This window comes from Acidovorax sp. SUPP2539 (assembly GCF_030158975.1).
GTDB lineage: Bacteria > Pseudomonadota > Gammaproteobacteria > Burkholderiales > Burkholderiaceae_C > Paracidovorax.
The window spans coordinates 1-26,355 of the sequence record NZ_BQXJ01000013.1; the positions used below are offsets into that span (position 1 = coordinate 1).

Below are 26,355 nucleotides of genomic sequence, written 5' to 3' on the forward strand. Positions count from 1 at the left end.
GCTCTCCCGGGACTATGAGCGGTTGCCGGAAGTGCTCGGCGGGCTACATTTTCTGGTGTTTGCAGTGCTCATGTTGCCCGCCGCTGCACGGGTGCTAGCTGCGGCGGGAAGTTCATAACACGCTCTAGATTGAGCTAACTTTCAACGCGCTCTGAGGGCCAGATGAAGTCGGCCTGAAAGGTGAAACTTTCAAAAGCGTGGCGTAACTAGTGGACTCACGGATTTTTCGAGAGTTACACGATAAACACGACTAGCTGCAGGCTCGTCGACGATATCGAAAGATCCTCCGTGGACGGCGGCAACACGCTTCACCACTTGATGTCCAAGGCCGAGCCCAAGAATGGTGGCGGGCTGAGCCTGGTTGGCTCCTGTCTGCGGACCATTGTCCCGTACCTCAAGCCTCACAGGCTGTGCAGCAGCAACGATCTCGACCCATGTTCCCTTGGGCGTGTGGGCAAGGGCATTTTCAAGAAGATTGCGCAAAGCTAACTCCACCAGAATGGGATGGCCTCGCATAGGAACTGAGACCACTCCGCCAAGAGACAGCTCATGCCCAGTGGAGTACGCGGTTTGGCCATACTCTGAAGTGACGCGACGTGCAAGCGATGCCAGATCGAAATCCTGTGCCGCTTCTGCCAACTGCGCACGGCTGGCGCGGGCCAGGGAAAGCAGGTCAGAGATGACTGAGGCCGAGCGCGCGGCATCGGTATCAACCTGTACAAGTGCAGCTTCCCTCTCCTCCTCGCTCAGCCGTCCGCGCAGCAGGTTGGCATGCAAGCGAAGTGACGCCAAAGGCGTTCGAAGCTCATGAGCAAATTCATTGGCAAGCTCGCGCTCACGCAGGAGAGCAAGGTTGTAGCGCTCGGTCAGAGTATTTATGGCGTTGACCATCACCTGGAACTCAAGGTGTGGTGGTGCGACGAGAGGCACGTTATTGTGGATGTCCAGGGCGTGAACACGTCCGCTCAATTCGTACAAAGGCCTCAAGCCCCGGCGTATCGCAACGACGAGCACAAGCGCGATGACTGGTAGTAACCAGAGACCTGGCGTGGCGACGTGTTCGGCGATGTCTTGAGCGAGAGAGTCACGTTCCGCAAGGCTCAGCAGGACCATGATTTTGCGTCCATGGTTGGCGTTATCCCACCTGGAAAAGACGCGCCATTCCCGGGCCGGATCGCCAAGGAGCAGGGTGCTGAAGCCTTCCGTATAGTCAAAGGTGGGCAACGGGGCCTGACCGGTACGCGCGAGTAGCTTCCCGCTCGCCTCCCAGATCACGACGCTCAGCGACTGCTGGTAGTCATGTGTGCTGAGCTCGGGCCTATCCGCTACATCGGAGCTATGGGGCTTGGGCGCAAAGGAATTGCTGGGATAGGCCAATAGCAGAGCCGCAACTCCCGCCAGGTGGCCATCGGTCAGCTCATCTGCTTCATGCAGGCCCGTTCGATACCCTGCGGCGACGAACGCGACCCACACCGCCAGCAGCATTCCGAGGACCCAGCCCAGCAATTGGCGCTGTAGAGAGGGGCGCATGATCATTCAATGGCCTCGTCCGGAACAAAGTAGCCCACGCCGCGCATGTTGCGTATGCATTCCTCGCCCAACTTCTTGCGGATGTTGTGGACATGGACTTCAATGGCATTGCTCTTAAGAGCATTGTCCCAGCTGTACAGACTGCCTTCTAGTTGCTGCTTGGAGAGGACGTGAGGCCTTGCCTCCAGAAGCGCCATCCAGATTCCGAACTCGCGGGCAGAGAGGTACACCTCCCGGCCGGCCTGGCGCACGCGCCGGGTGGCAGGGTCGATCTCGGCATCTCGCCAGTACAGCAGCGCCTGATGTCTCCCCATAGCCCTGCGACGCAATGCGCGCACCCTGGCTGCCAGTTCATCTGTCGAAAACGGCTTGGTGAGGAAGTCGTCGGCACCGAGATCGAGCCCTTCGATACGTGAAGAGAGCGCATCGCGCGCCGACATGATTAACACGGGAGTGGTAAGCAACGGCAGTCCCTTGGCGGGTGAGCTGCGCAATCGCCGTATGACTTCAGATCCATCGCCGTCGGGTAGGCCCAGGTCCAGAAGGACTACAGCAAATGGCTCCGTGCGCAGCGCCGCCCATGCCTGCGAGACACTGGTCGCGACATCAAACGTCCACCCCAGGTTCTTCAATGCAAGGCGTAGGCCACTGCATATCGCCTCGTCATCTTCCACGATAAGTATTCGCATTTCTCCATTTGCGTTTCCTGGGCTTAAGAACCTATTAAGGGCGTTTCGATAGCTTCAGTAAATGCAAAACTTTTCTGGCAAGTTTCTTTGGATTGCGCTACTTTCGTTCATGGCGGTTCTGGTTTGGGATGCATCTGGACTCGACATGGCGATGGCCATGCTGATGGGAAATACGCAAGGTTTTCCATTTCGCAACAGCTGGCTGCTGACCAGCGTTTTGCACGATGGCGCCAAGCATGCAGCCTGGGGTCTTGTCGTTTTGCTCTCCGCTTCAGCGCTGTGGCCTTGGGGGCCATTCGCCAAACTGCCGTTCGAGCGGCGGCTGCAGTTGGCGGCGGTCACCCTGCTTGCCACAGGGGTCGTCTCTCTGGTCAAGGCCACCAGCCACACCAGTTGTCCGTGGGACCTGGCCGAGTTCGGAGGCGTTGCCAGGCATGTTTCCCACTGGAGCGGCTGGGCCGACATTGATGGAGGCCCTGGCAGGTGCTTTCCCGCCGGGCATGCGTCTGCCGGGTTCGCATTCGTTGCCGGCTACTTCGCGCTGCGCAGGGACCTGCCCCGGCTTGCCCGTATATGGCTGCTGATTGCCCTGGCAAGCGGTCTTGCACTCGGACTGGTGCAGCAGTTCCGCGGCGCCCATTTCATGAGCCATACGCTGTGGACGGGATGGATCTGTTGGATGACTGGATGGCTGACCGACCCCCTGTTCTCGCGGTTTCGTGGCCGCTTCGACGGGACTCCAGCATGATCCGCCGGCCGGTTTCACCGCTGTGGCTTGCGGCGGGAGCGAGCCTGTGGATGGCTGCCACCGGCAATGGCCCGCTCTGGAGCCGTCTTTCGGGTCTTGGGTTGTTGCAGAGGCCGCAGGACGTGGCATTTGCCGGTGCCATGTTCCTGATAATCTGGGCTTGCCTCGCCGCCTTCCTCTGCCTGCTGGCATGGCGGTTGACGCTCAAGCCCGCCATCACCATGCTGTTCGTCAGCGCGGCGGTGGCCGGCCATTTCATGGCCAGCTACGGTGTTGTCATGGACCCGAGCATGCTGCTCAATGCCATGCAGACCGACGTAGCCGAAGCCGGGGCGCTGATGAACTGGCGACTGCTCGTGCGTTTGCTGGCATTGGCCGTGCTTCCGGCTTGGCTCGTCTGGCGGCAGCCCGTAATTTATGGGCCAACCATGCGACAACTGTGGCGCAATCCGTTGGCGGCACTGGCTGCCTTGGCGTTTCTGGTAGCGACGGTGTTCGCGAGTTTCCAGCCGCTGGCTGCGACCATGCGCAACCACAAGGATGTCCGTTACCTGCTCAACCCCGTCGCCAGCGTGTACTCGGTGGTGCGGGTGGCTCTGAAGTCTTTCGAGCGAGATGAGTCAACGTTGCTACCCATCGCGCAGGACGCTCATCTGGGCCGTCCTGCAACGGTTGCAACGGAGCGTCCACGCCTGTTGGTGCTGGTGCTGGGCGAGACTGCAAGAAGTGCCAATTTCGGCCTGAATGGCTACGAGCGCCAAACCACGCCTCGCTTGGCCAGCCACGGCGTCGTCAGCTTCACCAATGCCTGGTCGTGCGGCACGAGCACGGCAGAGTCGGTGCCCTGCATGTTTTCGCATCTGACACGCGATGAATTCGGCGGTCGCAAAAGCAATTACGAAAACCTGCTCGACGTACTGCAGCGCGCTGGATTGGCCGTACTGTGGATCGACAACCAGTCGGGCTGCAAGGGGGTATGCGATCGCATACCCAGCGTCTCCACCGTCTCCGCTGAAAACGCCCAACTGTGCGCCTCGGGCCAGTGCCTGGACCACGTGATGCTGGACGGGCTGGATGAGCGCATTCAAGCGCTCGACCCAGAACGCCGCGAGCGCGGCGTGGTGGTCGTGATGCACCAGATGGGTAGCCACGGCCCGGCCTACTACAAGCGTTCGCCGCCCGAATCCAAGCTGTTCCTGGCGGAGTGCACGACCAATGCTCTGCAGGAGTGCAGCCGCGAAAGTGTGGTCAATGCCTACGACAACTCCATCGTTTACACAGATCGATTCCTTGGCTCGGTGATCGACTGGCTACAGGCGAGGCAGTCTCTGGCGGATGCCGCCATGGTGTACGTGTCCGACCATGGCGAGTCGCTAGGGGAGAACAATGTGTACCTGCATGGCCTGCCGTATGCCTTTGCGCCAGACCACCAAAAGCATGTCCCGTGGATCACGTGGATTTCCGATGGGTTCAAGGCTGTCTCGGCACTGTCAACGGAGTGCCTGCACAAGGGCCGCGACCTGCCTTTTTCGCACGACCATTACTTCCATTCCGTGCTCGGTCTCATGGCAGTGCAGACCGGTGCATACCAGCCGGGCATGGATGCCTATGCCCGCTGCCGAAGCAACGGCGGTTGATCGCGGCGGGAAGCCGGCAGGTGGCGGCGTACTCACTGCCGCTCGCACGCTTAGCCGCGTTCATCGCAAACCGGGCCGGGCGGGAGGGCATGCCCTGTGCGGGCTTGCCGCGAAATCCCCTTGTCTGAACGAAATTTAAGCGCGTCTTAATCGCCGGCTTTCATGCTGACGGGGTCTGCACAAGCTATGGAGGCCGTGCACAAGATACCACCGACTCACCAGAAAGACGTGCATGCAAAGTCCGGTCGCCACCACACGCCACCACGCGGCTTCTCGCTTCGGAGAGTTCCCTCAGGGGCCCGCCTTTCAGCGTGTTGCGCTAGTTCTCGCAGCCATCCTGTCAGTGATCGCATTTTGCTGGCTGGCCCAAGAGGCGGCTATAGAAGGCGAATACATTGCCATGGAGGCGCAGTGGATGGCGACGGTCTTCACCTGGCGCAGCCCTCTGATGGATCAGATCATGCTGGGATACACCAGGACGCATGACCTCTTCATGGTCGCATTCATTCTGGGCTTCATGGGTTTGCACGCGTACCAACGGCACTGGCCGCAGGTCAAGTGGATCGTCGCGGTGGTGCCCGGCGGCATGCTGGCCAATCTGGGGCTGAAGGCATTCTTCCACCGCGCGCGTCCAGAGTTCGACTCCATGATCCACGCACACGGCTACAGCTTCCCCAGCGGCCATGCTATTGCCGCTGCACTGGTGGCTGGCTGGCTGATCTATGCCACCTGCTTGTCTACCCGCAGCCTGGTATGGCGAAGCGCCAGCGTGGCGCTCGGTTTGTCGATCGCGGTCAGTGTGGCCTTCAGCCGCGTCTACCTGGGTGTGCACTACCCGATGGATGTCATTGCCGGGGCCCTTGCCGGAGCGGCCTGGATCTTGATCTGCCTGGCCTTGAAGAGCCTTCTGGATTCCGATGCCACAGAGTGACTTGGGCCTATGCCCTTCCGTGCACAAGGCATTGGAGCGCGCAGGCTGGGCAGGCGCGCTGCAGTGTTCTTGGCTTACCGTGCCACACCGCCACCAGCGATGTTCACACGCGTGTCCCAGGAAACATGACGGTGATCCGCTCGCCCAGTCATATCTGCAGGCCTGCTACGCTGAGAAGGGCGGCTGCGGGCTGCACGGCTGCCGCCGCCGGGCCCTTTTCCCATCACGTCGGCGTTGCCGGGGGAAGGGTCAACGTGATACGGCAGCCGGGCTGGGCATCGCCGATGGTCAAGGCCATGCCATGCAGGCGTGCGATGGCGGCCACCAGGCTCAGGCCGAGCCCATGGCCAGGTGTATGCCGGCTCTTTTCCGAGCGATAGAAACGGCGCAGCACGGCGCCCCGCTCCTCTTCAGGAATGCCGGGGCCTGCATCGGTGACCATGGCCTGTATCTGCCCCGCCTCCTGCGCCACCTGCACTGTGACGTCGGTCCCGGGCGGCGCGAACTTGATGGCGTTGTCGATGAGATTGGCGAAGGCGTCGAACAGCAGGTCCGGGTCCCCGCGCAGGATCACCGGCATTGCGCAACCGACAAAGCGCAGCGCCACGCCGAGTTCCTGCGCGGCCGGCTCGAACAGCTCCACCGCATCGCCCGCGATCACTGTGAGGTCCAGCGTCTCGAAGTTCTCCCGCCGTGCGCTGTTCTCGATCTCCGAGATGCGCAGCAGCCCCTTGAACATACGCAGCAGCAGCCGCGCATCGTCGGCCGTATCGTCCACCAGCGCCGACAGCTCTTCCCGTGACAGCGTACCGGCCTGCGCCCGGTCAAGCCCGGCGAGCATGCGCGTGAGTGGTGTGCGCAGGTCATGGGCCACGTCGTCCGTGACGCCTTTGACCTCTCCCATTAGCCGCTCGATCTCGTCGAGCATGGCATTCACCAGGGCGGCGATGCGGTCCAGATCGTCGCGGGAATTGCGCACGGGCAGGCGCGCGCCCAGATGGCCCTCCACGATGCTCTGCAGCGAATGGGCCATGTCGTCCAGGCGCCGCCGGGCCCGGGCTCCCAGTGCAAACGCACCCGCCAGCCCCACGCCCAGCACGATGAAGATGCCGCCAACCATGGCGGTGCGGATGCGCTCGTCGAACTCATCGAGGTCATGCACGTCACGGCCGATCACCAGCACCAGACCGGAGCCCAGCACGCTGGCCAACGCACGCACGGGCACCTTGTTGCCATGGGCGTCGTATTGTTCGGCATCGAAGGGAGCGTCGTAGCGCGGCACCGGTCCGACCAGCTCGAAGGCACCGGCCACGCGCTCGCCGCCGCCGCCGATCAGAACGGCGGGTTCGCGAAGCGATGGGTCGCGCCGCAGCCGCCCCGAAACTTCACGCAGCAAGGCCTCCGGCGGCAGCTGCGACCAGCGCTGCACATTGGCATGCAGGCTACGATCCACCTCGTGTGCCAGGTAGAACGAGGTCTGCCAGTAGACATAGCCCAGCAAGGCCGCGCTGGACAGGGCGAACACCGCGAGAAAATAGGCCGCCGTGCGGAAATGGCTGGTCCGCAGGGTGTCAGACAGGGGCATGAATGGCATAGCCGGCCCCCCGTACGGTCTGGATCATAGGCACCTCGCCCGGTGCATCGACCTTGCGCCGCAGCCGGCCGATATGCACTTCGATCACGTTAGTACGCTCCTCGTAGCGGTAATTCCACACCGCCTCGAACAGCATGGTTCGCGTCACAATCTGGCCTGCATGCTTCATCAGATACACCAGCAGGTCATGTTCGCGCGGCACGAGATCGATGCTGCGCGCGCCCCGGCGCACTGTGCGCGTGAGCAGGTCCACCTGCAGGTCGCCGACACACAGCTGCGTCTCGCGGCCGGTGGCCGGCGCCGCGCGGGTGCGGCGCACCAGCGCCTCCACCCGGGCCACCAGTTCCATCGCCTCGAACGGCTTGGCCAGGTAGTCGTCCCCGCCGGCGCGCAGTCCGCGCACCCGTTCGTCCAGGGCCGACAAGGCGCTGAGTATCAGCACCGGCGCATGCCCGCCGGCAAGCCGCAGTGCGGCCAGCAACGCCAGCCCGTCGAGCGCGGGCAGCATGCGGTCCAGCACGATCACATCGAAGTCCCCTGCAAGGGCGCGCACCAGCCCCATGCGGCCATCTCCCACATGCTCCGTGGCATGGCCCGCATCGTGCAGCGCCATGGCGATGGCAGAGGCAGTGCCGGGGTCGTCCTCGATGACCAGCACCCGACTCATCACCTGCCCCGCGGTCCGAGGCCACCATGCGCGTGCTGATCATCGAGGATGACCGGCGCACGGCCGCCTACCTGGTGCGTGCGCTGCGCGAAAGCGGCCGCGTGGCAGACCATGCGGCCGACGGGGCCACGGGCCTGGCCATGGCGCGCGAAGGCATCTACGATGCCATCGTGCTGGACCGCATGCTGCCGTGCATGGACGGCCTTGCAGTGGTGCGTGCGCTGCGCGGCCTTGGCCTGTACCTGCCGGTGCTGATGCTCAGCGCCCTGGGATCGGTCCAGCACCGGGTCGAGGGGCTGCAGGCCGGCTGCGACGACTACCTGACCAAGCCCTACGCATTCGTCGAGGTGCTGGCGCGCCTGGACCGCCTGCTGGCGCGCACCGAGCCCCTTGCTGAGGGCCTGCGGCTGGCTATGGCCGACCTGGAACTGGATGTGGCCAGCCGCGTGGTGGCCCGCGCGGGGCAGCGCGTCGACCTGAGCACGAGCGAGTTCCTGTTGCTCGAAAGGCTGATGCGGCATGCGGGACAGGTGATCAGCCGCCAGATGCTGCTGGAAAGCGCCTGGGACTATGACTTCGAGCCCCCGGATCATTTGATCGACAGGCACATGCATCGCCTGCGCAAAAAGGTGGACGGTGGGCATGCAGAGATGTTGATCCATTCGGTTCGGGGGGCGGGGTATCGCATGGGACCACCTGCCGACGGCAGGGCCCCGGGCTGACACCTGAGCCAGCCAGATGCGTCTGTGCATTGGACCATCGCCCGCCCGCCAGGCCAAACCACTCCAACATAAACAATAAGTCATTTTCGGGGAAGGGTGGCGTTAGCCGCTCCCCTCTATCTTCTCCCATCGGCCACCGGCATCCCGCTGGCGGCCCCGGACAACGAGAGGATGGACCTTGAATCTGCACGACACACGGTACCGGCTGCGCAGGACGGCGCTGGCCGCCCTGGCGGGCTCCCTGCTGCTGGCAGCCTGCGCCACGGTGCCGGCCGACCCTGCCCCCGCCGTCGCGCTGCCGGCGCACTGGTCCGGCACGCAAGAGGCGGCGCAGGCATCGTCACCTCCGGACTGGTGGAGCTTCTTTGGCAGCACCCAGCTCGATGCGCTGGTCGCCCGGGGGCTGGACCAGGGCCTGTCCGTGCAGATCGCCCTCGCCCGGCTGGAACAGGCGCGGGGAATGGCGCAGATCAGTGGCGCCGCCCGCTACCCCACCGTCACGGCGGGCCTGAATGCCAGCGGAGGCAGCAGCTTGAGCAGCCCCAAGCAGTCGCTGTCGATCACCGGCACGATGGACCTGGACATCTGGGGCCTGCATGCGGCCAAAGCCGACTCCGCGGGATCTGTCGCCCAGGCCAGCGAGCTCGACGTGGAGACCGCACGCCAGTTGCTGGCTGCCAACATCGCGCTCAATTACCTGCAGTTGCTTGCGCTGGACGAGCGGATCGATCTTTCCCGCCGCATCGCTAGCGATGCGCAGCAACTGCTGTCGCTGGTGGAAAAGCAGGCCAGCCTGGGCGCGGCCTCGGCACTGGACGTGGCGCAGCAGCGCAACACGCTGCAGACCTTTCTGGCGGCCATGCCGCAGTTGGTGCTCCAGCGTGACACCTTGCGCGGACAACTGGCCGTGCTCGTCAACGCCACGCCGCAGGAATTCACGGTCCGAGCCGAACCCTTCCTGGACATCGCCGTTCCGCAGATCCAGGCCATTGCGCCGGCACGGGCCGTAGCCGGCCGCCCCGAGGTGCTGGCGGCCGAGGCACGCCTGAAGGCCGCCCGCTTCGACGTGGCCGCGGCGCGGGCCGCCTTCCTGCCGTCGGTGTCGATCACCGCCCAGGCCGGCGCACTGCTCAACCCCACTCAGGCGCTGTGGAGCTTGGCCGGGGCCTTGCTGCAACCACTCTTCAACGGAGGCAGCCTCGACGGCCAGCTGCGCGTGGACCGCGCCCACGCCGAGGAACTCCTGGCCAGTTACCGGCAGTCCATCCTCCAGGTGCTCCAGGAAGCACAGGGGCAATTGATCGCCGTGCAGCGCCTGCAGGAAACCGAGACGCTGGACAAGGCCGCCGTCGAGTCCGCCCAGGAGGCCCTGCGCCTGTCGCGCATCCGTTACGACCGGGGCGCCTACGACCTGCTGGCCGTGATCGTCAACGAGCGCACCCTCTACCAGGCGCAGGACACGCTGCTGCAGGCACGCCTGCAGCGCCTGCAAGCCACCGTGGGCCTGTACCGCGCCTTCGGCGGCCAGTCCGCGCAGCCCGCCCCGGCCCAGATTTCCTCGAAATGAGAACACCATGACCACCGACACCCAAGCACCCCGTGCACATCCGCTGTGCCGCATTGCCATTGCGGCGGCCACGGTCGCGGCAATGGCCGCCGTCTTCGCCTATGCCACCGCCTCGACCCCGCAGGCAGCTCCCGCAAAAGCCGCGGGAGAAGCTGTTCCGGTCTCCCTGGCGAGCGTGGTGCAGCAGGATTTCCCCATCTGGACCGACGCCATTGGAACGGTGACATCGCTCAACGCGGTGAACGTCCGATCGCGCGTGGACGGCCAGCTCGAGCGCGTGGCCTTCACGGAGGGGCAGATGGTGCGCAAGGGCGACCTGCTGGCGCAGGTCGATCCCCGGCCACTGCAGGCGCAGGTCAACCAGACCCGTGCCGTCCTGGCGCAGGAAGACGCGCGCCTGAGCAGCAACAAGATCGATCTGCAGCGGGCGATCGAACTCGCCGCAGCCGGTGCGGGCTCCACCCAGGCGGTGGACACCTTGCGCGCCACCGTGGCAACCCAGGCGGCCGTGGTGCAGGCGGCACAGGCGGCACTGGACAGTGCCCAGCTGCAACTGGGCTTCACGCGCATCACCTCGCCCAGCGACGGCCGCGTCGGCCAGCGCCTGCAGCCGGCGGGATCGACCGTGCATGCCAACGATGCCGTGGGCATCGCCACGGTGACGCAGATGAACCCGATCTGGGTGGCCTTCTCCGTGCCGCAGGACCAGTTGCCGGCCGTGACCCAGCAATCCCAGGCGCGTGCCCTGAAGGTCCAGGCGCTGCTGCGCGACCGCTCCCGGGTGCTGGCAGACGGCGAACTGGAATTCGTCGACAGCCAGGTGTCTCCGGCGGCCGGCCAGGTGCAACTCAAGGCCCGCTTTGCCAATGCCGACCGTGCGCTGTGGCCGGGGCAACTGGTCTCCGTGCGCATGCTGCTGAGCACCCAGGCCGAGGCCACCGTGGTTCCGCCGGAAGCGGTGCAGCAGGGGCCCAAAGGCGCCTTCGTGTATGTCGTGGACGGCCAGCACATGGCCCAGGCCCGGCAGATCGACGCGGGGCCCATTTCCCAGGGCCTGCAGTGGGTGCGCAAGGGCCTGCAGCCGGGCGATACGGTGGTCACGCAAGGCCAGTACCGCATCGCGCCCGGTATCCAGGTCATGGCCACCACGGCCGATTCCTCCGCCCCCGCCAAAGGCCAATGATGAGCAGCATCTCCGAACCTTTCATCCGCAGGCCCGTCGCCACGGCCCTGCTCGCCCTGAGCGTGCTGCTGGTGGGCGTGCTCGCCTACTTCAACCTGCAGATCTCCTCGCTGCCGCAGGTGGAGTTCCCCTCCATCTCGATCTCTGCCAGCCTGCCTGGCGCCAGCGCGGAAACCATGGCCACGTCGGTGGCCACCCCGCTGGAGCGGGCCTTGTCGCAGGTGCCGCAGGTCACCTCGATGACCTCGTCGAGCTCGCTGGGCAAGACGCAGATCTCGCTGCAGTTCGACCTCAGCCGCAGCATCGACGGTGCGGCGCAGGACGTGGAGTCCGCCATCGCGCGGGCCAATCGGACCCTGCCCAAGACCATGACCTCGCCGCCCAGCTACAACAAGGTCAATCCGGCGCAGGCCACCGTGATGTCGCTGGCGCTGACCTCGTCCACGCGCACGCTGACCGAGCTCAACCGCTATGCCGACAATTTCCTGGCGCAGAAGCTGTCCATGGTCCCCGGCGTCGGCCTGGTCGACTACCACGGCCAGCAGCGGCCGGCGGTGCGCATACGCCTCGATCCGGACGCCCTGGCCGCGCGCGGGCTGACGCTGGCCGACGTGCGCTCCATCGTCGGGCTGAGCACCGTCAGTGCGCCCAAGGGCAGCATCAACGGGCCGGACAAGACGGTGTCGCTGAACACTACCGACCAGTTGCAGCGCGCCGAGCAGTTCGACCAGCTGGTGGTGGCCTACAAGGCCGGCGCACCGATCCGCCTGGGCGATCTGGGCACCGTGGTGCACGCAGCCGAGGACGTGCGCCAGGCCGCCGGCATCAAGGGCCAGCCCACGGTCATCGTGGACATCCACCCGCAGCCGGGCTTCAACATCGTGGACACGGCGCAGACCATCCGCCAGCAACTGCCGCAGCTCACGGCGACCATGCCGCGCGACGTTGCGCTCCAGGTGGTGGGCGAGCGCACGCAGACCATCACCGCCGCCGTGGCGGACGTCAAGTTCACCCTGCTGCTGTCCATCGCGCTGGTGGTGATGGTGATCCTCACCTTCCTGCGCAACCTGACCAGCACGCTCATCGCCAGCATCACCATCCCCCTCGCGCTGTTGGGCACCTTCGCGCTGATGTACCTGCTGGGCTACACGCTGGACAACCTGTCCATCATGGGCCTGAGCATCGCCGTGGGCTTTGTCGTGGATGACGCCATCGTGGTGCTGGAAAACATCGCGCGCCACCGTGAGCAGGGCAAAAGCGCCCTGCAGGCCGCGCTGGACGGAACCCGCGAGGTCGGTTTCACCATCGTCTCCATGACGCTGTCGCTGATCGCCGTGTTCATCCCGCTGCTGCTCATGGGTGGCATGGTCGGACGCCTGTTTCGGGAGTTCGCGATCACGCTGAGCACGGCCATCCTGGTCTCGGGCGTGGTCTCGCTCACGCTGGCACCCATGCTGTGCGCCCGCCTGCCCGGCAATGGCCATCCGTCCAACGGGCGCCTGAGCGTCTGGGCCGGCCGCGCCTTCGAATGGATCGAGCGCGGCTACGAGCGCGGACTGGATGTGGCGCTTCGCCACCAGCGCTCCGTGCTGGCCCTGGCGGTGGCGACCATGGTCGCCACCGCGGCCCTGTACGCCTGGGTGCCCAAAGGCTTCTTCCCGATGCAGGACACGGGCCTGCTGAGCGCCACGGTCGAAGGCGCACCGGACATCTCGTTCGACGCCATGCGCCAGCGCATCTCGCAGGTCAGCGAGGCGCTGCAGACGGACCCCGACGTGCAGACCGTCTACTGGTGGATCGGCCCCAACCCGACCATCAGTCAGGGCAAGATGATGGTGTCGCTCAAACCTTTTGACCAGCGCAGCGCCACGGCGGCGCAGATCATGGCCCGGCTCAAGACGCGCGCGCTGGTGGTGCCAGCCGTCAAGACGTCGATGCAGATGATCCAGGACATCCAAATCGGCGGCCGCGCCGCCAAGGCGCAGTACCAGTACACCTTGCAGGCCGGCGACGTGAACGAGCTCGACCACTGGAGCAGCCTGCTGCAGGCGCGGCTCAAATCGCTGCCGCAACTGGTGGACCTGGGGTCGGACCGCCAGCCCTCGGCGGCCGAAACCACGCTCAAGATCGATCGCGACACCGCCTCCCAGCTGGGGGTGTCGATCCAGGCCATCGACGATGCGCTGTACGACGCCTTCGGCCAGCGCCAGGTCGCCACCCTGTTCACCCAGCTCGACCAGTACAGCGTGATCCTGGAGCTCGATCCCGCCTGGCAGCTGTCTGCGGAAACCCTCAAGCACCTGTACGTGCGCTCCTCCAGCGGCCCCGACCTGGTTCCCCTGAGCATGCTCGGCTCCCTGCAGCAGGGCGTGGCCCCCGTGACGATCAACCACCAGGGCCTGTTCCCGTCGATCACCCTGTCCTTCAACCTCGCGCCCGGCGCTGCGCTGGGAGACGCCGTGGCGGCTGTCCACGCAGCCTCCACCGCCATCGGCATGCCGGACACGGTGACGGGCACCTTCCAGGGCACGGCCCAGGCGTTCCAGGATTCGCTGCGCACCCAGCCCTGGCTGATCCTGGCCGCGATCCTCACTGTCTACGTCGTGCTGGGGGTGCTGTACGAGAGCCCCATCCACCCACTGACCATCATCTCCACGCTGCCGTCGGCCGCATTGGGAGCCTTGCTGGCCCTCAAGCTGTGCGGCCTGGACCTGGGCATACTGGGCATGATCGGCATCATCCTGCTGATCGGGATCGTCAAGAAGAACGCCATCATGATCGTGGACTTCGCACTCGAGGCCCAGCGCAACCAGGGCCTGACGCCGCTGGAGGCTATCCGCCGTGCCTCCGTGCTGCGCCTGCGCCCGATCCTGATGACCACGCTGGCGGCATTGCTGGGCGCCGTGCCCCTGGCCTTCGGCCACGGGGCCGGATCGGAGATGCGCCAGCCGCTCGGTATCGCCATCGTCGGCGGGTTGGCGGTGTCCCAGGTCCTGACGCTGTACACGACCCCGGTCATCTACCTCTGGTTCCAGCGCCTGTCCGACGCCTGGACCCGCCGGCGGTCCCGGCGCCATCCGGACCAGCCGGATGGCCAGCCCCGCCTGCCCGCCGCCGTGTCCTGACCCGCCCCGCCCCTGCCTGCCATGCCCCCAAGCCTGCCCATGACCAGCGACACCTTCCTGCCCATCTCCGCGCCCCTTCTCTCCGGCGCTGCGCCCGTGCCGCCAACGGCGCGCCTGCGCGCCATGGCCTTGCAATCGCCCCACGGCGGCCCCTACAGCCTGGACCTGAACGCGGGCGAATGCGTGGCCATCACCGGCCCATCGGGCAGCGGCAAGAGCGTGCTGCTGCGCCTGATCGCCGACCTCGACCCCCATGAGGGCGACGTGGCGCTGTATGGCCGATCGCGCTCCACCTGGCCCGCGCCCGAGTGGCGCCAGCAGGTGGTGTACCAGGCGGCCGAGCCGGCCTGGTGGGCGGCGACGGCGGGCGAGCACATGGGCGCGGCGACCACGCAGGCCCTCGCCCTGCTGCTGGCGCAACTGGGACTCGAGCCCGCCATGCTCACGGCGGACATCACCCGCCTGTCCACGGGCGAGCGCCAGCGCATGGCCCTGGTGCGCTCGCTTTCGCGCCAGCCGCGGGTACTGCTGCTGGACGAACCCACCGCGTCCCTGGATGTCGCCAGCACCCTGGCCGTGGAACGGCTGATCACCGGCCGGATGCGCAGTGACGGCCTGGCCGTGGTCCTGGTCACCCACTCCCATGAGCAGGCGCAGCGCATGGGCGATCGCTGGCTGCAAGTGCGCGACCACCAGGTGCACCCGCTATGAACGTCATCCATCTCCAGGCCACGGACCTGGCCATTGCCGCACTGCTGGTGGTGGCCAGCGCCGCCACCTCGTTCGCCCTGCGCCTGCAGGTCCACAGGCAGCTGCTGTGGGCGGCTGCACGCATGGTGGTGCAACTGCTGCTCGTGGGGCTGCTGCTGCGCTGGGTGTTCCGCTCCGGCTCCGCGCCAGCCACCGTGCTGATCGTGCTGCTGATGATCGCTGCGGCGGCACGCGAGGTGGCCGTGCGTCCGTCAGAGCGCCTGCGCGGCCTGGCCAACTACCGCATCGGCGCGATGGTGGTGGGCGCTTCCAGCGCCGCCACGGTGTGCCTGGCGCTGCTCACCGCGATCCAGCCATCGCCCTGGTACGACCCGCGTTACGCCATTCCGCTGATGGGCATCGTGCTCGGCACGGTGCTGAACTCGGCCAGCCTGGCGCTGGACACGTTCTACGACGGGCTCAGGGCCAGCCGTGCTGCTGTGGAGGCGCGCCTGTGCCTGGGCGCCAGCCTGCGCGAGGCGTTCATGCCCCTGGCGCTCACCTCCATACGCCGCGGCCTGATTCCGCTCATCAACCAGATGTCGGCCGCAGGAATCATCACCCTGCCAGGGATCATGACAGGCCAGTTGCTGGCAGGCATGGACCCGCTGGAGTCAGTGAAGTACCAGATCCTGCTTTTGTTCCTGCTGACCGGCGCGGGTTGCCTGGCGTCTGCAGGCGCCGTCTGGCTGGCAAGCCTGTGCGTGAGCGATGACCGCCAGCGCCTGCGGATCGATCGCCTGCGTGACAGGTAATCCCTGTGTCTGGGGCCACGTCGTGGCCCGCAGCGGAAATGTCTCTGACACATTCACTTAAGCCCTCTTTAATGCAGCCCGCCAACACTGCTGCCATTGTCAGAAAGTGAAACTCATGCACCATTCTCTCGTGTTGGATTACAGGGCTATGTCGGTGCCTGTCGGCGTACTGGATGCAGCAGAATCCCTTGAACCATCCGTTGCTGACAAGCCCATTCTGGGTACCGACGAGGCCCCCCGCTCCAAGCTGCCCAGCCTCTCATGCGTTGTCCCTTGCCACAACGAGGGGTGCAACCTGGAATTGCTGCTCCCGACACTCGTCGGCATTCTCGATATGCACACCCGTGCCTGGGAGATCATCCTGGTCGATGACGGAAGCACCGATGACACGCTGGCCACGGCGCAACGCTGGACCGGGGTACCGGGAGTGCGGTGCGTTCAGCTGTCACGCAATTTCGGCAAGGAAGCGGCGCTGACGGCGGGGCTGCAGGAGGCTGACGGCGAGGTCGTGGTGATGCTGGATGCGGACCTGCAGCACCCCCCGCTGCTGATCGCAGAGTTCATCCGCCATTGGCAGGCCGGCGCGGACGTGGTTTATGCGCAGCGCCACAACCGCGACGACGAGCACCTGACCAAACGCATTGGCGTGCGCTGGTTCTATGCTTTGATGAATGTGGGTGGCGGCTTCGAGATTCCCCCAGGTGCTGGCGACTTCCGGCTCATGGACCGGGCCGCAGTGGCCGCCTTGCTGGCGATGCCGGAACGCACCCGCTTCATGAAAGGTCTCTACGCCTGGGTGGGTTTCCAGGCCGTCGCCGTGCCCTATGTGCCGGCCGCGCGCGTGCATGGCAGCAGCCGGTTCAATCTGCTCAAGCTCATCGGACTCTCCCTGGACGGCCTCACCGCCTTCACCAAGTGGCCGTTGCGTGCCGTCAGCATCGCCGGAACCGTCCTGGCCGTTCTGGCCTTCCTTTATGGCGTGTACCTGAGCATCGACTACCTGCTCAATGGCCACGCGGTGAGTGGCTGGACCACCATCGTCGTGAGCCTGATGCTTTTTGCCGGAATACAGATGGTTTCCCTTGGGCTGGTGGGCGAGTACGTCGGCCGTGTCTTCGAAGAGGTGAAGGCGCGCCCGCTGTTCGTGGTGCGCAGCCGTTTGGGCCGTGGTTTGAAGGCCAGCAGCAAATGAGCGACAGTATTGCCGAGAGCCGTCCCCATCCCCGCGAACTGCTGACGGCAGGCCTTGTCCTGTTCGCCCTGCTCGCGTTGACCGCATGGGCTCGGCCGCTCATGCTGCCCGACGAAGGGCGCTATGCAGGGGTGGCATGGGAGATGCTGCGCTCCGGCGATTGGGCGACGCCCACGCTGGATGGCATGCCTTTCTTCCACAAGCCGCCGCTGTTCTACTGGATCACGGCAGCGGCGATGTCGGTCTTTGGCGTGGGAGAGTGGTCGGCGCGCGCAGCCCCATTGGCGGGAGCGTGGCTCGCCGGCTTCGGCATGTTCGCCTTCGTCTGGCGCTGGGCCGGCAGGCGCCAGGCGCGGCTCGTCGCCATGGTGCTCCTGGCGCAGCCGCTGTTCTACATCGGCGGCCAGTTTGCCAACCTGGACATGTTGGTGGCCGGATGCATCACGGCCACGATCCTTCTGGCGGCTCATTCGGTGTTGTGCCGAGAGGCCGGACTGCATGGGCGCTTGGCGCTGGTTGCTGCCTATGCTTTTGCGGCCCTGGGCGTGCTGTCCAAAGGACTGATCGGCATGGTTCTCCCGGGAATGGTCATCGTGGTCTGGATGGTGCTCAGGGGGCGCATGCGAGGCTTGCTGGGCATGCTGTCGCTTCCGGGCCTGGCGGCTTTCCTGGCCATCGCCGCGCCCTGGTTCGTGGCGATGCAGATGCGATTCCCTGAGTTTTTCGACTACTTCTTCCTGGAGCAGCATTTTCGGCGGTTTACCGGCACCCAATTCAACAACGCCCAGCCATGGTGGTTTTACCCAGCGCTCTTGCTGCTGTTTCACAGCCTTTGGCTCCCCTGGATCGTCCGCACACTCATGCCCTCGCGCCTGGCCACTTTGCGGGCCGATTCAATACCGCTTTTGATGGGGGTGTGGGCGTTTTTGATCGTGGGCTTCTTCTCCCTTCCCCATTCCAAGCTCGTGGGCTACATCCTGCCGGCTCTGGCACCACTGGCGTACTTGCTGTGCGAGGCCTTCGCCAATGCGGGGCAGTCCCCCAGAAAAACAATGGTGCACTGGTGGTATGGCGCTTCGATCGTGGCCGCGCTTATGTCTTGGGGGGCCATCGCCTATCTATCGTTGAACCCGGACAATTCCAATCGCGCCCTCGCGCAGGTACTGCGCAGCGAGCATGCGGCTGGGGAGCCGGTGTTCATGCTCGAGCGCTACCACTATGACGTGGCGCTGTATGCGCGCCTGCTGCAACCGCCCGTGGTCGTCGACGCCTGGAACGACCCTGGCATCCAGCGCACGGACAACTGGCGCAAGGAGCTGGCGGATGCATCACGCTTCGCGCCGGAGGCAGCGAAGAACATCCTGTTGCTGCCCGAACGCCTGCCCAGCGCCCTCTGTTTGGCGCCCGTCAGCTGGGTGATGGGGCCACCCGGCCGGGCCGATAGCCTGCCGTTCCTGGCCCATGCCAAGGTGGTCTACCGCGCGAAGGAGGTGGTGCTGTGGCGCGTCGAGCGCAGCCAGGCCCAGGCGGTCAATTCCCTGCGCTGCGAAGGAATGTCCAATGCCGGCTGAGCACGTAGGTGATCAAGGCCACGCCGATCAGAACAGCCGCAAGCTTCAGCGAATACCACCTCGCATTCCCTGCAAGCAGCAGTGCGTAGGCGGTCTGGTTGATGGCGAAGCCGAGACCCGAAACGAGCACGAAGCGAAGCGCGGATCGCAAGAGAGGAGCGCGGTGGCCGCGAAAGGTCAGCCGGTAGTGGCCAACAAAGGAGACGACCATGGCGACGATCCAGCCTGCCAGGTTGGACGCCAGGGGCTGCCATCCAAAAGACTCCACGAGGCCAACCACCACGCTCCAGTGCAAGGCTGCAGCGCAACTGCCCACCGCAACGAAGAGCAGGACGTGATGGACCCTACGGAGGCGGGCGAGCGCACGCTTGAGCAGGCTATCGGTGGGCATCGTCCTCATCGTGCGCCCGAGCATAGCCGCGTGTGCGTCTGCGTGGATGATTTTGGACTGACGGACGGCATCGGCGATGCCGCGCTGCAACTCATCGACATGCAGCGCGTGCAGGCCATCGGGTGCATGGTCGGCGCCCCCGCATGGAGCGTCTGGAGCGGCCAGGCCCGCCGGCTCGACGCAGGGGCCGTTGATGTGGGCCTGCACCTGGACCTGACCGAGTTCACGCTGCAGCCTACGACGCGCATGGATTTGCCGCAATGGATCGTGCGCAGCTACCTCGGCCAGCTCGACACGGGTGCGGTGCGCGCGGAGATCCGGGCGCAACTCGGTGCGTTCGAAGACGCCGTGGGGCGGCCGCCGGCGTACGTCGATGGCCACCAGCATGTGCACCAACTGCCCGGCGTGCGCCGGGAACTGGTCGACGAATTGCTCGCCCGCTATGGAGGGGGTTCAAGCCCGCGGCCGTGGCTACGGGCCACCATCGCGGCCGCGGGCTTGCACCCCGCATCCCACGGTGGCTGGCGCCGTTGGGCCAAGGCACACGTGATTGCATGCCTGGGCCATCGAGGCATGCGCTCACTGGCCCGCGCCCACGGTTTTTTGCAGAACGCAGGGCTTTTGGGCGTCTATGGCTTCGATGCAGATGCACCTGGCTATTTTTCACTGTTGGCCGCTGGGCTCGGGGCCAGTCGTGACGCCACCCTGCTCATGTGCCATCCCAGCCGCAGCCACGATGCGTTCGACGCGATCGGAGCTGCACGTCGGATTGAATTCGAAGTGCTGCATGGGCCGCAGATGGGGCGGCTCCTGGCGGAGTCCGGTGTTTGCCTGCAGCCCATGGGGCGGATACTGGCACGCGGCCGTGCGCCGGACTGACCGGCTTTCGCTGCCCATGCCGGAGTCGCCACGCACAGGGCGACCTATCCCTCGTTTGCACACTTTCATGGACGTCCCGAGCAGAATCGCACCCCACAGGCGCAGCCCTGCGGGGCCCACGGTAGCCATGCCGAGGTTTCGAGCCCGTTGCCTGCCGCCTTGACGGGATACGGCGCCCTTCTTGCATGCCGTAGGGTCAGATCAAGCCTCGTAGGCTGCCCCAAAACTGGTGCGTCTGAGGAAAAAGCTCAATCCTTGGGCCGCGGCAAGGTGAATGCCAGCGTCGCAGAGAAGCCGTCCTCGTCAGCCTCAGTGCGGTCAGTGCGTGCACGAGTATGGTTGGCCTTGATCACGTTCAAACCGCTGCTTCCCAGGCGCACTTGTACGCGTCCATGCGCGTCCGTCTTGAGTACCTTTCCATGGGTATCTCCAATATAGTCCGCCCGCACCATAGCGCCCACCAGTGGGCGTCCCTCAAACAACACCTGCACCGCGAGCCGCTCGCCCCGCTTGACGGACAGAGGATCCGCCAGCGGCACTATTTCCAGCGGCAGTCCGAATGGCTGCGCGGGCCCACCGGCTGTGGGCCTCAGTACGGTGGTGGTGTACATCATGTAGTAGCCCGACTTCTTGGCCGCTGGCACCTGGGAACGTGGCCCCGACACCCATTTGCCGTCAGTTCCCTGGCTCCAATACCCGTCTTCAAAAGCCAGGGCTACGGCGGCCACATCCGGGCTCGCGTCAACCAGTACGTTGCGAGCCTGGGGCTTGAGCGCAACGGTCATGGACGAGCCGTCGGCTGCCCGGCCTTGTACGCTTTTGACAGCCTGCACCTGGTACTCGTCGTCCACAGGCCCCTCGCCGAGCACCAGGGCCCACTGACCCGTCCGCTGCGCCACCCAGACACCGTGCGCCTGGGCAGCCAGGGGTCCAAGCACGCCCGCTGCGAGCAGCGCTACACGCAACAGGTAGCGCATTGCGCCAGCAGCTTTCATCATGTCGATTCTCCTCAGAAGTTGCTGGTCAGGGACAGACGCACGATGCGCGGCTGGGCCATTCCCACCGTGCCGTACACCACCGACTCCCAATAGCGCTTGTTGGTCGCGTTCTGCACGGCCAAGCGCACGACGGAGGATTTGCCCATGATGCGGGTGCTGTAGGCAGCACCCAGGTCCCACCGGCCGAAGCTGCCCACCATGACCGAGTTGGCACCATCCAGCGGCCGGTTGCCCATGTGGTAGTAGCCTGCATTCACCGAAAGGCCGGGCACGGCCGCGACGCGGTAGTCAAGGAAGGCGCTTGCCTGGAAACGTGCCACATTGGCAGGACGCTTACCGTCCACGTTGGCATCCCCTGTCCCGTGCTGGGCGGCATCGATCCAGGCGACGCCGAGGATGCCGCTCAGTTGGCGCGTGATACCGCCATTGGCGGCGAACTCCACACCGCGGTGGCGCTGGCGGCCCTGGGTCTTGAACAGGTTGTCGATGGCGCTTACGGCCTGCAATTGCTTATCGATATCAAAGACCGCGGCCGTCAGCATGAGGCCAGGCACCACGCCCGACTTCACACCCACCTCGTACTGGGTACTCGTGATCGGGTCCAGGCGCTGATAAGGGTTGCTGGACCAGCCTGGCGCATAGGCGCCCTGCTCGAAGCCCTTGGTGTAGGTGGCGTACACGGTGGTGTGCGATGCCGGCTTGAACAGCACGCTGGCCGTGGGCACCGTGGTGGTGGTGGCATAGTGCAGACGCACACCGCTGTCGGGATAGTCGCGTGGCTTGTCGTTCACGTAGTCGATGTAGCGCGCACCCAGCAGCACGGACCAGCGGTCCGACAGCGCCACCGTGTCGCTCACGAACATGCTGTGCTGGATCGAGTGTGCCGTGGGCAGGCCGGTATCCAGCGGCAGGCCTGGGTCGGGCACGCCGCGTGGGCGGTAGATGTTACCGATGGCGTCGGGCAGGCGTGTGTAAGGTCCTTCGGGATAGTCCATCTTGGAGTAGCTGTATCCCGAGACCACCTCGTGCCGCAGCCCTGCAGTCTCGAAGCGGCCGGTGGCGAAGAGCTGGCCCGATATCACGCGGTACTCCTCGCCCTCGTACGAAATGCCGCCGTCAAGTACGTCGCCGTTGGCCGCCACCGAATAGGCGTTGTTGAACAGCGCGTTGCGCTTGGTGGAGCCATAGCCGAACTGTCCGGTGAGTGTCCAGTCGGTGTTGAGTGCGTAGTCCAGTCGCGAGCCGACGTTCCAGCTGCGAGAGCGGTAGCGGCCCCAGGGCTGACCGATCAGCGTGCGCGGATCGATGCTGGCGGCAGGTACCAGTGATCCGTCAGGCCGCGGGCCCAGGCTGGCGCTGGCCGACTGTGCCTTCTCCTGGTAGTCGAAGTCCAATTGCAGCATGGTGTCGCGGCCAAGCTTGAAATCCATGGCACCGCTGATAAATTCGCGCTGCAGATCGCCAGGGTGGGTGAAGTTGCCGACCTTTTCCTTGGCGACATTGAGGCGGTAGCCCATGCTGCCGTCGCCGATGGGGCCACCGGCGTCCAGGCTGGTGTAGTAGCCCTTTTGCGTGCGCAATTCGCCGGTCACGCTGAGCAGGGGATCGCGCGTGGGCCGCTTAGTCACGTAGTTCACGAGGCCGCTGGGATCGCCCACACCATAGAGAAAGCCCGAGACGCCCTTGAGCACGTCGATGCGCTCCTTGTTCTCCAGCGGCACATCGGCATAGACGTTGGCCAGCAAGCCGTCGCGGCGCACGTTGTTGAAGGTGTTGGCGGAAAACCCGCGCACGGCCACGCCATCGAACGAGGCTGCATAGGTCACGGCGCTGACCGACGGGTCGTTCTTGAGCACGTCGAGCGCCGTGCGCGCGCGCTGGCTTTGCACAGTGTCGGTGCTGTAGGAGCCGATGGAGAAAGGAACGTCCTGTATCTCGCGCACGCCTAGCGCACCGGCGTTGACATCGGGGGTTTCATACAGTCGAGGCGCGCTGGCCGTAACGATGACCGGCGGCAACACGGTAGCGGCCTCCGCCACCGGTGTTGCCGATTGGGGCGCTGAAGTGCTGCCGCGCCGTGTCAACACATAGCCACCGCCCTGCTCCACCGCAACCAGCCCCGTGCCCTGCAAGAGCACAGCCAGAGCCTCGGGAACCGCGTGGTTGCCGCGCACCCCAAGGGTTTGCAGGCCGGCAGCCATGTCCGTTGGAAAAGACAGCAGGATGCCTGCCTCTCGGCCAAGACGGTTGAGCGCGGCCTCCAGCGGTCCGGCGGGAATGTCGTAGGCCCTGCGTGCAGCAGGGGCCGTGGTCGTTGTCTTGTCGGCCGCCAGGGCCAGGCCTGGCAGCAATGCGGTAGCCGCAAAGGCCTGCCCAATGGCACAGACCAGCACACTGCGTGCGTACCGACGAACGGATGGCCTGCTGGCCGGGTGATATGGTCCCATGTTGTCGCCCCAAGGAATGTTGGAAATGTGATTCGCTCACCTACCATGTCCCGCGAGAACGCGAAAGAGACCACCTGTTCCGAAAATTACTTCAGGCGCCTGTTGAGCGAGGGATCACGCGCACCCAGTAGCGCGTGAAGTAAAGAACCCGCACTGGCAGCGTGCTTTGCAGTACTTCCAGGATCCGGTCCGTGTCGACCAACGGATAACTGCCCGAGACACGCTGCTCCGCCACCGCTGGGTCGCAGTCAATGCGACCGGGGCGGTGACGGGCCAGTTCGGTCAGGAAATCAGCAAGGCGCATCCCCCCTGCCAACAGCATGCCGTCCATCCAGGCAATGTCGGACTCCTGCGCGGCAACAGGCCGCCTGATCGAATCACGGGTCAGCCGTGTCTGCTCGCCCGCGCGCAGCGTAAGGGCTTGGCCATCGGCATCGTGCGGCTGTATTGCCACCGCACCTTCGTAGACAGCCACCCGGCTGCTGCCATCCTGCAAATGTACGGAGAACTTTGTGCCTAGCGGTCGCAACTCGCCATGCGCCGTCTCCACCACAAAGGGCAGCCCGGCGAAAGCGCCTTCGTGACCGGTGGTGACTGCAACCTCGCCGCTGACCAGGCGCAGCCGCCGTTCGGTGGAGCCCATCTGCACACTCAGGGCCGTGCCAGTGTTAAGTGCCACCATGCTGCCATCGGCCAAGCGCACTGTCCGCCGCTCGCCCACGCCGGTGCGTTCATCAGCCAGCCACTGTTGCCAGGGTGTCGCTTCGCGGTGTACCAACCAGGTACCGCCTCCTGCGAACAGCAGCACGGCCAGGGCCTTCACGCCTGTGCGACGGCGAGGGGAACGCGGAGAGGCTAGCGCTGCGTGCGCAAGGACTGAGGCAGCCGAAACAGATTCCAACCGACCGTTGACGGCTTGGATATGACGCCAAGCTCGGTCATGATCAGGGTGCTGCTGCCGCCAATCATTCAGGCCTCTACGGGTCGCATTGGTGGCGCTCCCTGACTGTAAGTCCACCAGCCATTCCACAGCTTGGCGAGCGACTTGCGGCGAAATTCCTTCGGGCCGGAATGGCAGGCGCACGGCCGCATCGACTGCCGCATTCGGCAGCTCGATATCTCGTTCCTGGTGTGCGTCCAGACCCACCGCTGGAACAGATCGCTCAGTCTGTACCCAGCGCGAAGTAGCACTGGGTTGCCGCGCGTACGAGATGGCGCTTGACGGTAGTGACAGAGATACCCAGTTCGGCCGCGATCTCGGCATGGGCCATGCCATCGAGCTGGGAGTGCAGAAAGGCTCTCTTGGCAAGGGTTGGCAAACCGTCCAGCCGGCGGTCGATTTCCACCAGGGTTTCGAGCAAGATGGCACGCTCTTCAGGGGAAGGCACCAGCGCCTGAGGAGCTTGGGCCAGCGCATCAAGGTACGCACGCTCGATCTGCTCACGCCGCCAGTGGTTGGCCAGCACCCGCTGGGCCACGGTGGTCAGAAAGGCACGCGGCTCACGCAGTGCGGCCAGTGGCTCATCGCGCGCCAGCAGACGCACAAAGGTGTCCTGTGCGAGATCGGCCGCCCGGTGCGAGCAACTGAGCTTGCGGCACAGCCACGCGTACAGCCAACCATGGTGGCCGGCGTAGAGCGCGCGGACATCCTCCAATAGAACCGTCTGAGCGGCCGTCATGGCATTGTTCCTTTGAAGCAAAACGCCAGAAACCCCGGCGGTTAAATGCAAATGCGAAGTATTCTTATTATAGTCGGGCGCAGGAGAGGCCACCAACACCAGATGCCCCTGCCCGTCATTCAGCGCATGCCCAGAGCGCTCCACCGCCTCAGCCAAAACCCACCTACCATTGGGCAGGCGAGGGGCTCGACGATTTCCGCGTGCGGGCTCTCAAGGATACGACCAAGGACGAGGAACCTTTGCCTGGGTCGGCCTTGCCCTGGACCTTGCATGAGAACCCGCAATGGGGAGTGATCCGCGATTACAAGCGCAATAGGGGGACGGTACAGAAGGACTGGGCCATTGTTCGTTCAAATACCCTTCCCGATCACTTTTGCATCGCTGTTGTTGGCCACCAGGGCTGGAGCCGCGACCCAGATTCAGTTGCCCGCTATTCACTGGCAGTGACCTTCGAAATACTGGGGGGCGAGATCGCCATTTATGAACCTCTGCGTGCTGCGATTGCCGAGCTTCAGGCTCAAACGGACGAGCTTGAAACGGATGTGGAGGTTGAAGTCGAAGTCGACGGGTAACGTTGCTCACGGGTGTTGCGCCTGTTGCATCTCTGTTGATTTCCAGCCCGAAGCAGCCCTCAAGCCTCCGATGTCGGTTTGGCAGCGGGAGCGGTCGGTCGTCGGCGGATACCAAGCTCCCGGTCTTGGCTTCAATGCGGTCATTGAACTGCCCACTCAATTGCGGCTCCATCGACCGATCAAAAGAGTTGCTGATATTGCCCAATTCGGCCCGGGTACTCCCCGCGCTGCCCCTGCACCATCCTCACCGCGCGCTCGAGTACCTCGAGCGAGAACTTTTTCGACTTGCTCATGGCTCAATCCTCCTAGAGTGTTGAGCCTCCGAAAAAACCGGGGCAGTTCAGACCGTCTTGAACGTGCCCCCTTCTGGGTATCTACTCAACGTGATAGCACTTCTGCGAGTTGCTTATTGATTCAGTCCCGGCGGGGGCGCCATCATGGCGGCTTCAGCCCGTCGAGTCTACGTCCTAGCGCGCCGAACTCAGCCAGCTCGCGTTTGACTGCGGCGGCCCCTCCCACTCTAGTGCTCCGGACAGCGAGGCTGTCATGACATCCCCCAAGCTGTACCTACCCGTCGAGTTCAGAGATTTGCTTGAGAAGACTGAGGTTGCCCTCGAATTCTGGAGTGCATAGCCCCAGCCCGGAGAATGCCGGGACGGGAGTATGAATTGAACGAGAAGCAAACGAGAGCGAAGTACACGCAGGAGTTCAAGCAGGAGGCCGTGCGA

At 64.9% G+C, this 26,355-nt stretch carries 22 protein-coding genes and 1 pseudogene; 14 read left to right on the forward strand and 9 right to left on the reverse strand.

The genetic code is table 11. From position 1 onward, the window contains the following. Positions 1 to 118 (forward strand): annotated as a pseudogene (locus AVTE2539_RS26025) (IS5/IS1182 family transposase); the annotation flags it as partial. 71 nt (positions 119 to 189) lie between these two features. Here AVTE2539_RS26025 and AVTE2539_RS26030 read toward each other — a convergent pair. Both AVTE2539_RS26030 and AVTE2539_RS26035 read right to left on the reverse strand, forming a co-directional pair. After that, positions 190 to 1,536: a histidine kinase dimerization/phospho-acceptor domain-containing protein gene (locus AVTE2539_RS26030; RefSeq protein WP_284402972.1), complete on the reverse strand. Its 1,347-nt coding sequence runs from the start codon at positions 1,534 to 1,536 to the stop codon at positions 190 to 192. After that, positions 1,533 to 2,219, reverse strand: a complete 687-nt coding sequence (locus AVTE2539_RS26035) for a response regulator transcription factor (protein WP_284415206.1) — start codon at positions 2,217 to 2,219, stop codon at positions 1,533 to 1,535. The genes AVTE2539_RS26030 and AVTE2539_RS26035 overlap by 4 nt, the downstream gene beginning before the upstream one ends. A gap of 61 nt (positions 2,220 to 2,280) precedes the next feature. On the opposite strand from AVTE2539_RS26035, the gene AVTE2539_RS26040 reads away from it, so the two are divergent. The 3 genes from AVTE2539_RS26040 to AVTE2539_RS26050 all read left to right on the forward strand — a co-directional run bounded on the left by AVTE2539_RS26040 (position 2,281) and on the right by AVTE2539_RS26050 (position 5,535). Then, a complete protein-coding gene (locus AVTE2539_RS26040) occupies positions 2,281 to 2,967 on the forward strand; it encodes a phosphatase PAP2 family protein (protein WP_284402970.1) in 687 nt (228 codons plus the stop codon). Next, the gene (locus AVTE2539_RS26045) at positions 2,964 to 4,604 is read left to right on the forward strand and encodes a phosphoethanolamine transferase (RefSeq protein WP_284402969.1); all 1,641 of its coding nucleotides are present in this window, start codon (positions 2,964 to 2,966) and stop codon (positions 4,602 to 4,604) included. The genes AVTE2539_RS26040 and AVTE2539_RS26045 overlap by 4 nt, the downstream gene beginning before the upstream one ends. Positions 4,605 to 4,836: 232 nt before the next feature. Next, on the forward strand, positions 4,837 to 5,535 hold the full coding sequence (locus AVTE2539_RS26050; RefSeq protein ID WP_284402968.1) for a phosphatase PAP2 family protein: 699 nt from the start codon (positions 4,837 to 4,839) through the stop codon (positions 5,533 to 5,535). 223 nt (positions 5,536 to 5,758) lie between these two features. Here AVTE2539_RS26050 and AVTE2539_RS26055 read toward each other — a convergent pair whose 3' ends face one another. Together AVTE2539_RS26055 and AVTE2539_RS26060 are read right to left on the reverse strand one after the other, a co-directional pair. Beyond that, entirely contained in the window at positions 5,759 to 7,120 is a 1,362-nt protein-coding gene (locus tag AVTE2539_RS26055; RefSeq protein ID WP_284402967.1) for a HAMP domain-containing sensor histidine kinase, read from the reverse strand. Next, positions 7,107 to 7,796, reverse strand: a complete 690-nt coding sequence (locus tag AVTE2539_RS26060) for a response regulator transcription factor (RefSeq protein WP_284402966.1) — start codon at positions 7,794 to 7,796, stop codon at positions 7,107 to 7,109. Before AVTE2539_RS26060 ends, AVTE2539_RS26055 begins: the two co-directional genes overlap by 14 nt. Positions 7,797 to 7,822: 26 nt before the next feature. On the opposite strand from AVTE2539_RS26060, the gene AVTE2539_RS26065 reads away from it, so the two are divergent. The 8 genes from AVTE2539_RS26065 (at position 7,823) to AVTE2539_RS26100 (ending at position 18,661) form a co-directional block, all read left to right on the forward strand. After that, positions 7,823 to 8,518, forward strand: a complete 696-nt coding sequence (locus AVTE2539_RS26065) for a response regulator transcription factor (protein WP_284402965.1) — start codon at positions 7,823 to 7,825, stop codon at positions 8,516 to 8,518. Positions 8,519 to 8,696: 178 nt separating this feature from the next. Then, entirely contained in the window at positions 8,697 to 10,085 is a 1,389-nt protein-coding gene (locus AVTE2539_RS26070) for an efflux transporter outer membrane subunit (protein WP_284415209.1), read from the forward strand. Between the two features lie 7 nt (positions 10,086 to 10,092). Further along, positions 10,093 to 11,268 (forward strand): efflux RND transporter periplasmic adaptor subunit, encoded by a 1,176-nt coding sequence (locus AVTE2539_RS26075; protein ID WP_284402963.1) that lies wholly within the window; start codon positions 10,093 to 10,095, stop codon positions 11,266 to 11,268. Continuing rightward, entirely contained in the window at positions 11,268 to 14,393 is a 3,126-nt protein-coding gene (locus AVTE2539_RS26080; protein ID WP_284415211.1) for an efflux RND transporter permease subunit, read from the forward strand. The genes AVTE2539_RS26075 and AVTE2539_RS26080 overlap by 1 nt, the downstream gene beginning before the upstream one ends. 39 nt (positions 14,394 to 14,432) lie before the next feature. Next, a complete protein-coding gene (locus tag AVTE2539_RS26085; protein ID WP_284415214.1) occupies positions 14,433 to 15,104 on the forward strand; it encodes an ABC transporter ATP-binding protein in 672 nt (223 codons plus the stop codon). Then, positions 15,101 to 15,898, forward strand: a complete 798-nt coding sequence (locus AVTE2539_RS26090; protein ID WP_284415216.1) for an ABC transporter permease — start codon at positions 15,101 to 15,103, stop codon at positions 15,896 to 15,898. Before AVTE2539_RS26085 ends, AVTE2539_RS26090 begins: the two co-directional genes overlap by 4 nt. 115 nt (positions 15,899 to 16,013) lie before the next feature. Continuing rightward, positions 16,014 to 17,090 carry a glycosyltransferase family 2 protein gene (locus AVTE2539_RS26095; protein ID WP_284415218.1) on the forward strand — a complete coding sequence of 359 codons (1,077 nt, stop codon included), beginning with the start codon at positions 16,014 to 16,016 and terminating at the stop codon, positions 17,088 to 17,090. After that, the gene (locus tag AVTE2539_RS26100; RefSeq protein ID WP_284402958.1) at positions 17,087 to 18,661 is read left to right on the forward strand and encodes an ArnT family glycosyltransferase; all 1,575 of its coding nucleotides are present in this window, start codon (positions 17,087 to 17,089) and stop codon (positions 18,659 to 18,661) included. The genes AVTE2539_RS26095 and AVTE2539_RS26100 overlap by 4 nt, the downstream gene beginning before the upstream one ends. Here the strand turns inward: AVTE2539_RS26100 and AVTE2539_RS26105 are convergent. Continuing rightward, a complete protein-coding gene (locus tag AVTE2539_RS26105; protein ID WP_284415220.1) occupies positions 18,621 to 19,052 on the reverse strand; it encodes a GtrA family protein in 432 nt (143 codons plus the stop codon). The genes AVTE2539_RS26100 and AVTE2539_RS26105 overlap by 41 nt on opposite strands. Here AVTE2539_RS26105 and AVTE2539_RS26110 point away from each other — a divergent pair. Further along, on the forward strand, positions 18,999 to 19,931 hold the full coding sequence (locus tag AVTE2539_RS26110) for a ChbG/HpnK family deacetylase (RefSeq protein ID WP_502868989.1): 933 nt from the start codon (positions 18,999 to 19,001) through the stop codon (positions 19,929 to 19,931). The two genes, AVTE2539_RS26105 and AVTE2539_RS26110, sit on opposite strands and share 54 nt — an antisense overlap. A gap of 248 nt (positions 19,932 to 20,179) precedes the next feature. On the opposite strand, the gene AVTE2539_RS26115 is transcribed toward AVTE2539_RS26110, so the two are convergent. The 4 genes from AVTE2539_RS26115 to AVTE2539_RS26130 form a co-directional block, all read right to left on the reverse strand. Beyond that, positions 20,180 to 20,929, reverse strand: a complete 750-nt coding sequence (locus tag AVTE2539_RS26115) for a DUF4198 domain-containing protein (RefSeq protein WP_284402954.1) — start codon at positions 20,927 to 20,929, stop codon at positions 20,180 to 20,182. 11 nt (positions 20,930 to 20,940) lie between these two features. Beyond that, positions 20,941 to 23,280 (reverse strand): TonB-dependent siderophore receptor, encoded by a 2,340-nt coding sequence (locus tag AVTE2539_RS26120; protein ID WP_284415224.1) that lies wholly within the window; start codon positions 23,278 to 23,280, stop codon positions 20,941 to 20,943. A 187-nt stretch (positions 23,281 to 23,467) separates the two neighbouring features. Then, a complete protein-coding gene (locus AVTE2539_RS26125; protein ID WP_502868990.1) occupies positions 23,468 to 24,454 on the reverse strand; it encodes a FecR domain-containing protein in 987 nt (328 codons plus the stop codon). An 85-nt stretch (positions 24,455 to 24,539) separates the two neighbouring features. Beyond that, entirely contained in the window at positions 24,540 to 25,055 is a 516-nt protein-coding gene (locus AVTE2539_RS26130; protein WP_272564863.1) for a sigma-70 family RNA polymerase sigma factor, read from the reverse strand. A gap of 254 nt (positions 25,056 to 25,309) precedes the next feature. Between AVTE2539_RS26130 and AVTE2539_RS26135 the strand changes: the two genes are divergently transcribed. After that, positions 25,310 to 25,627 (forward strand): hypothetical protein, encoded by a 318-nt coding sequence (locus AVTE2539_RS26135; protein ID WP_284415227.1) that lies wholly within the window; start codon positions 25,310 to 25,312, stop codon positions 25,625 to 25,627. The last annotated feature ends 728 nt before the right edge of the window (positions 25,628 to 26,355 follow it).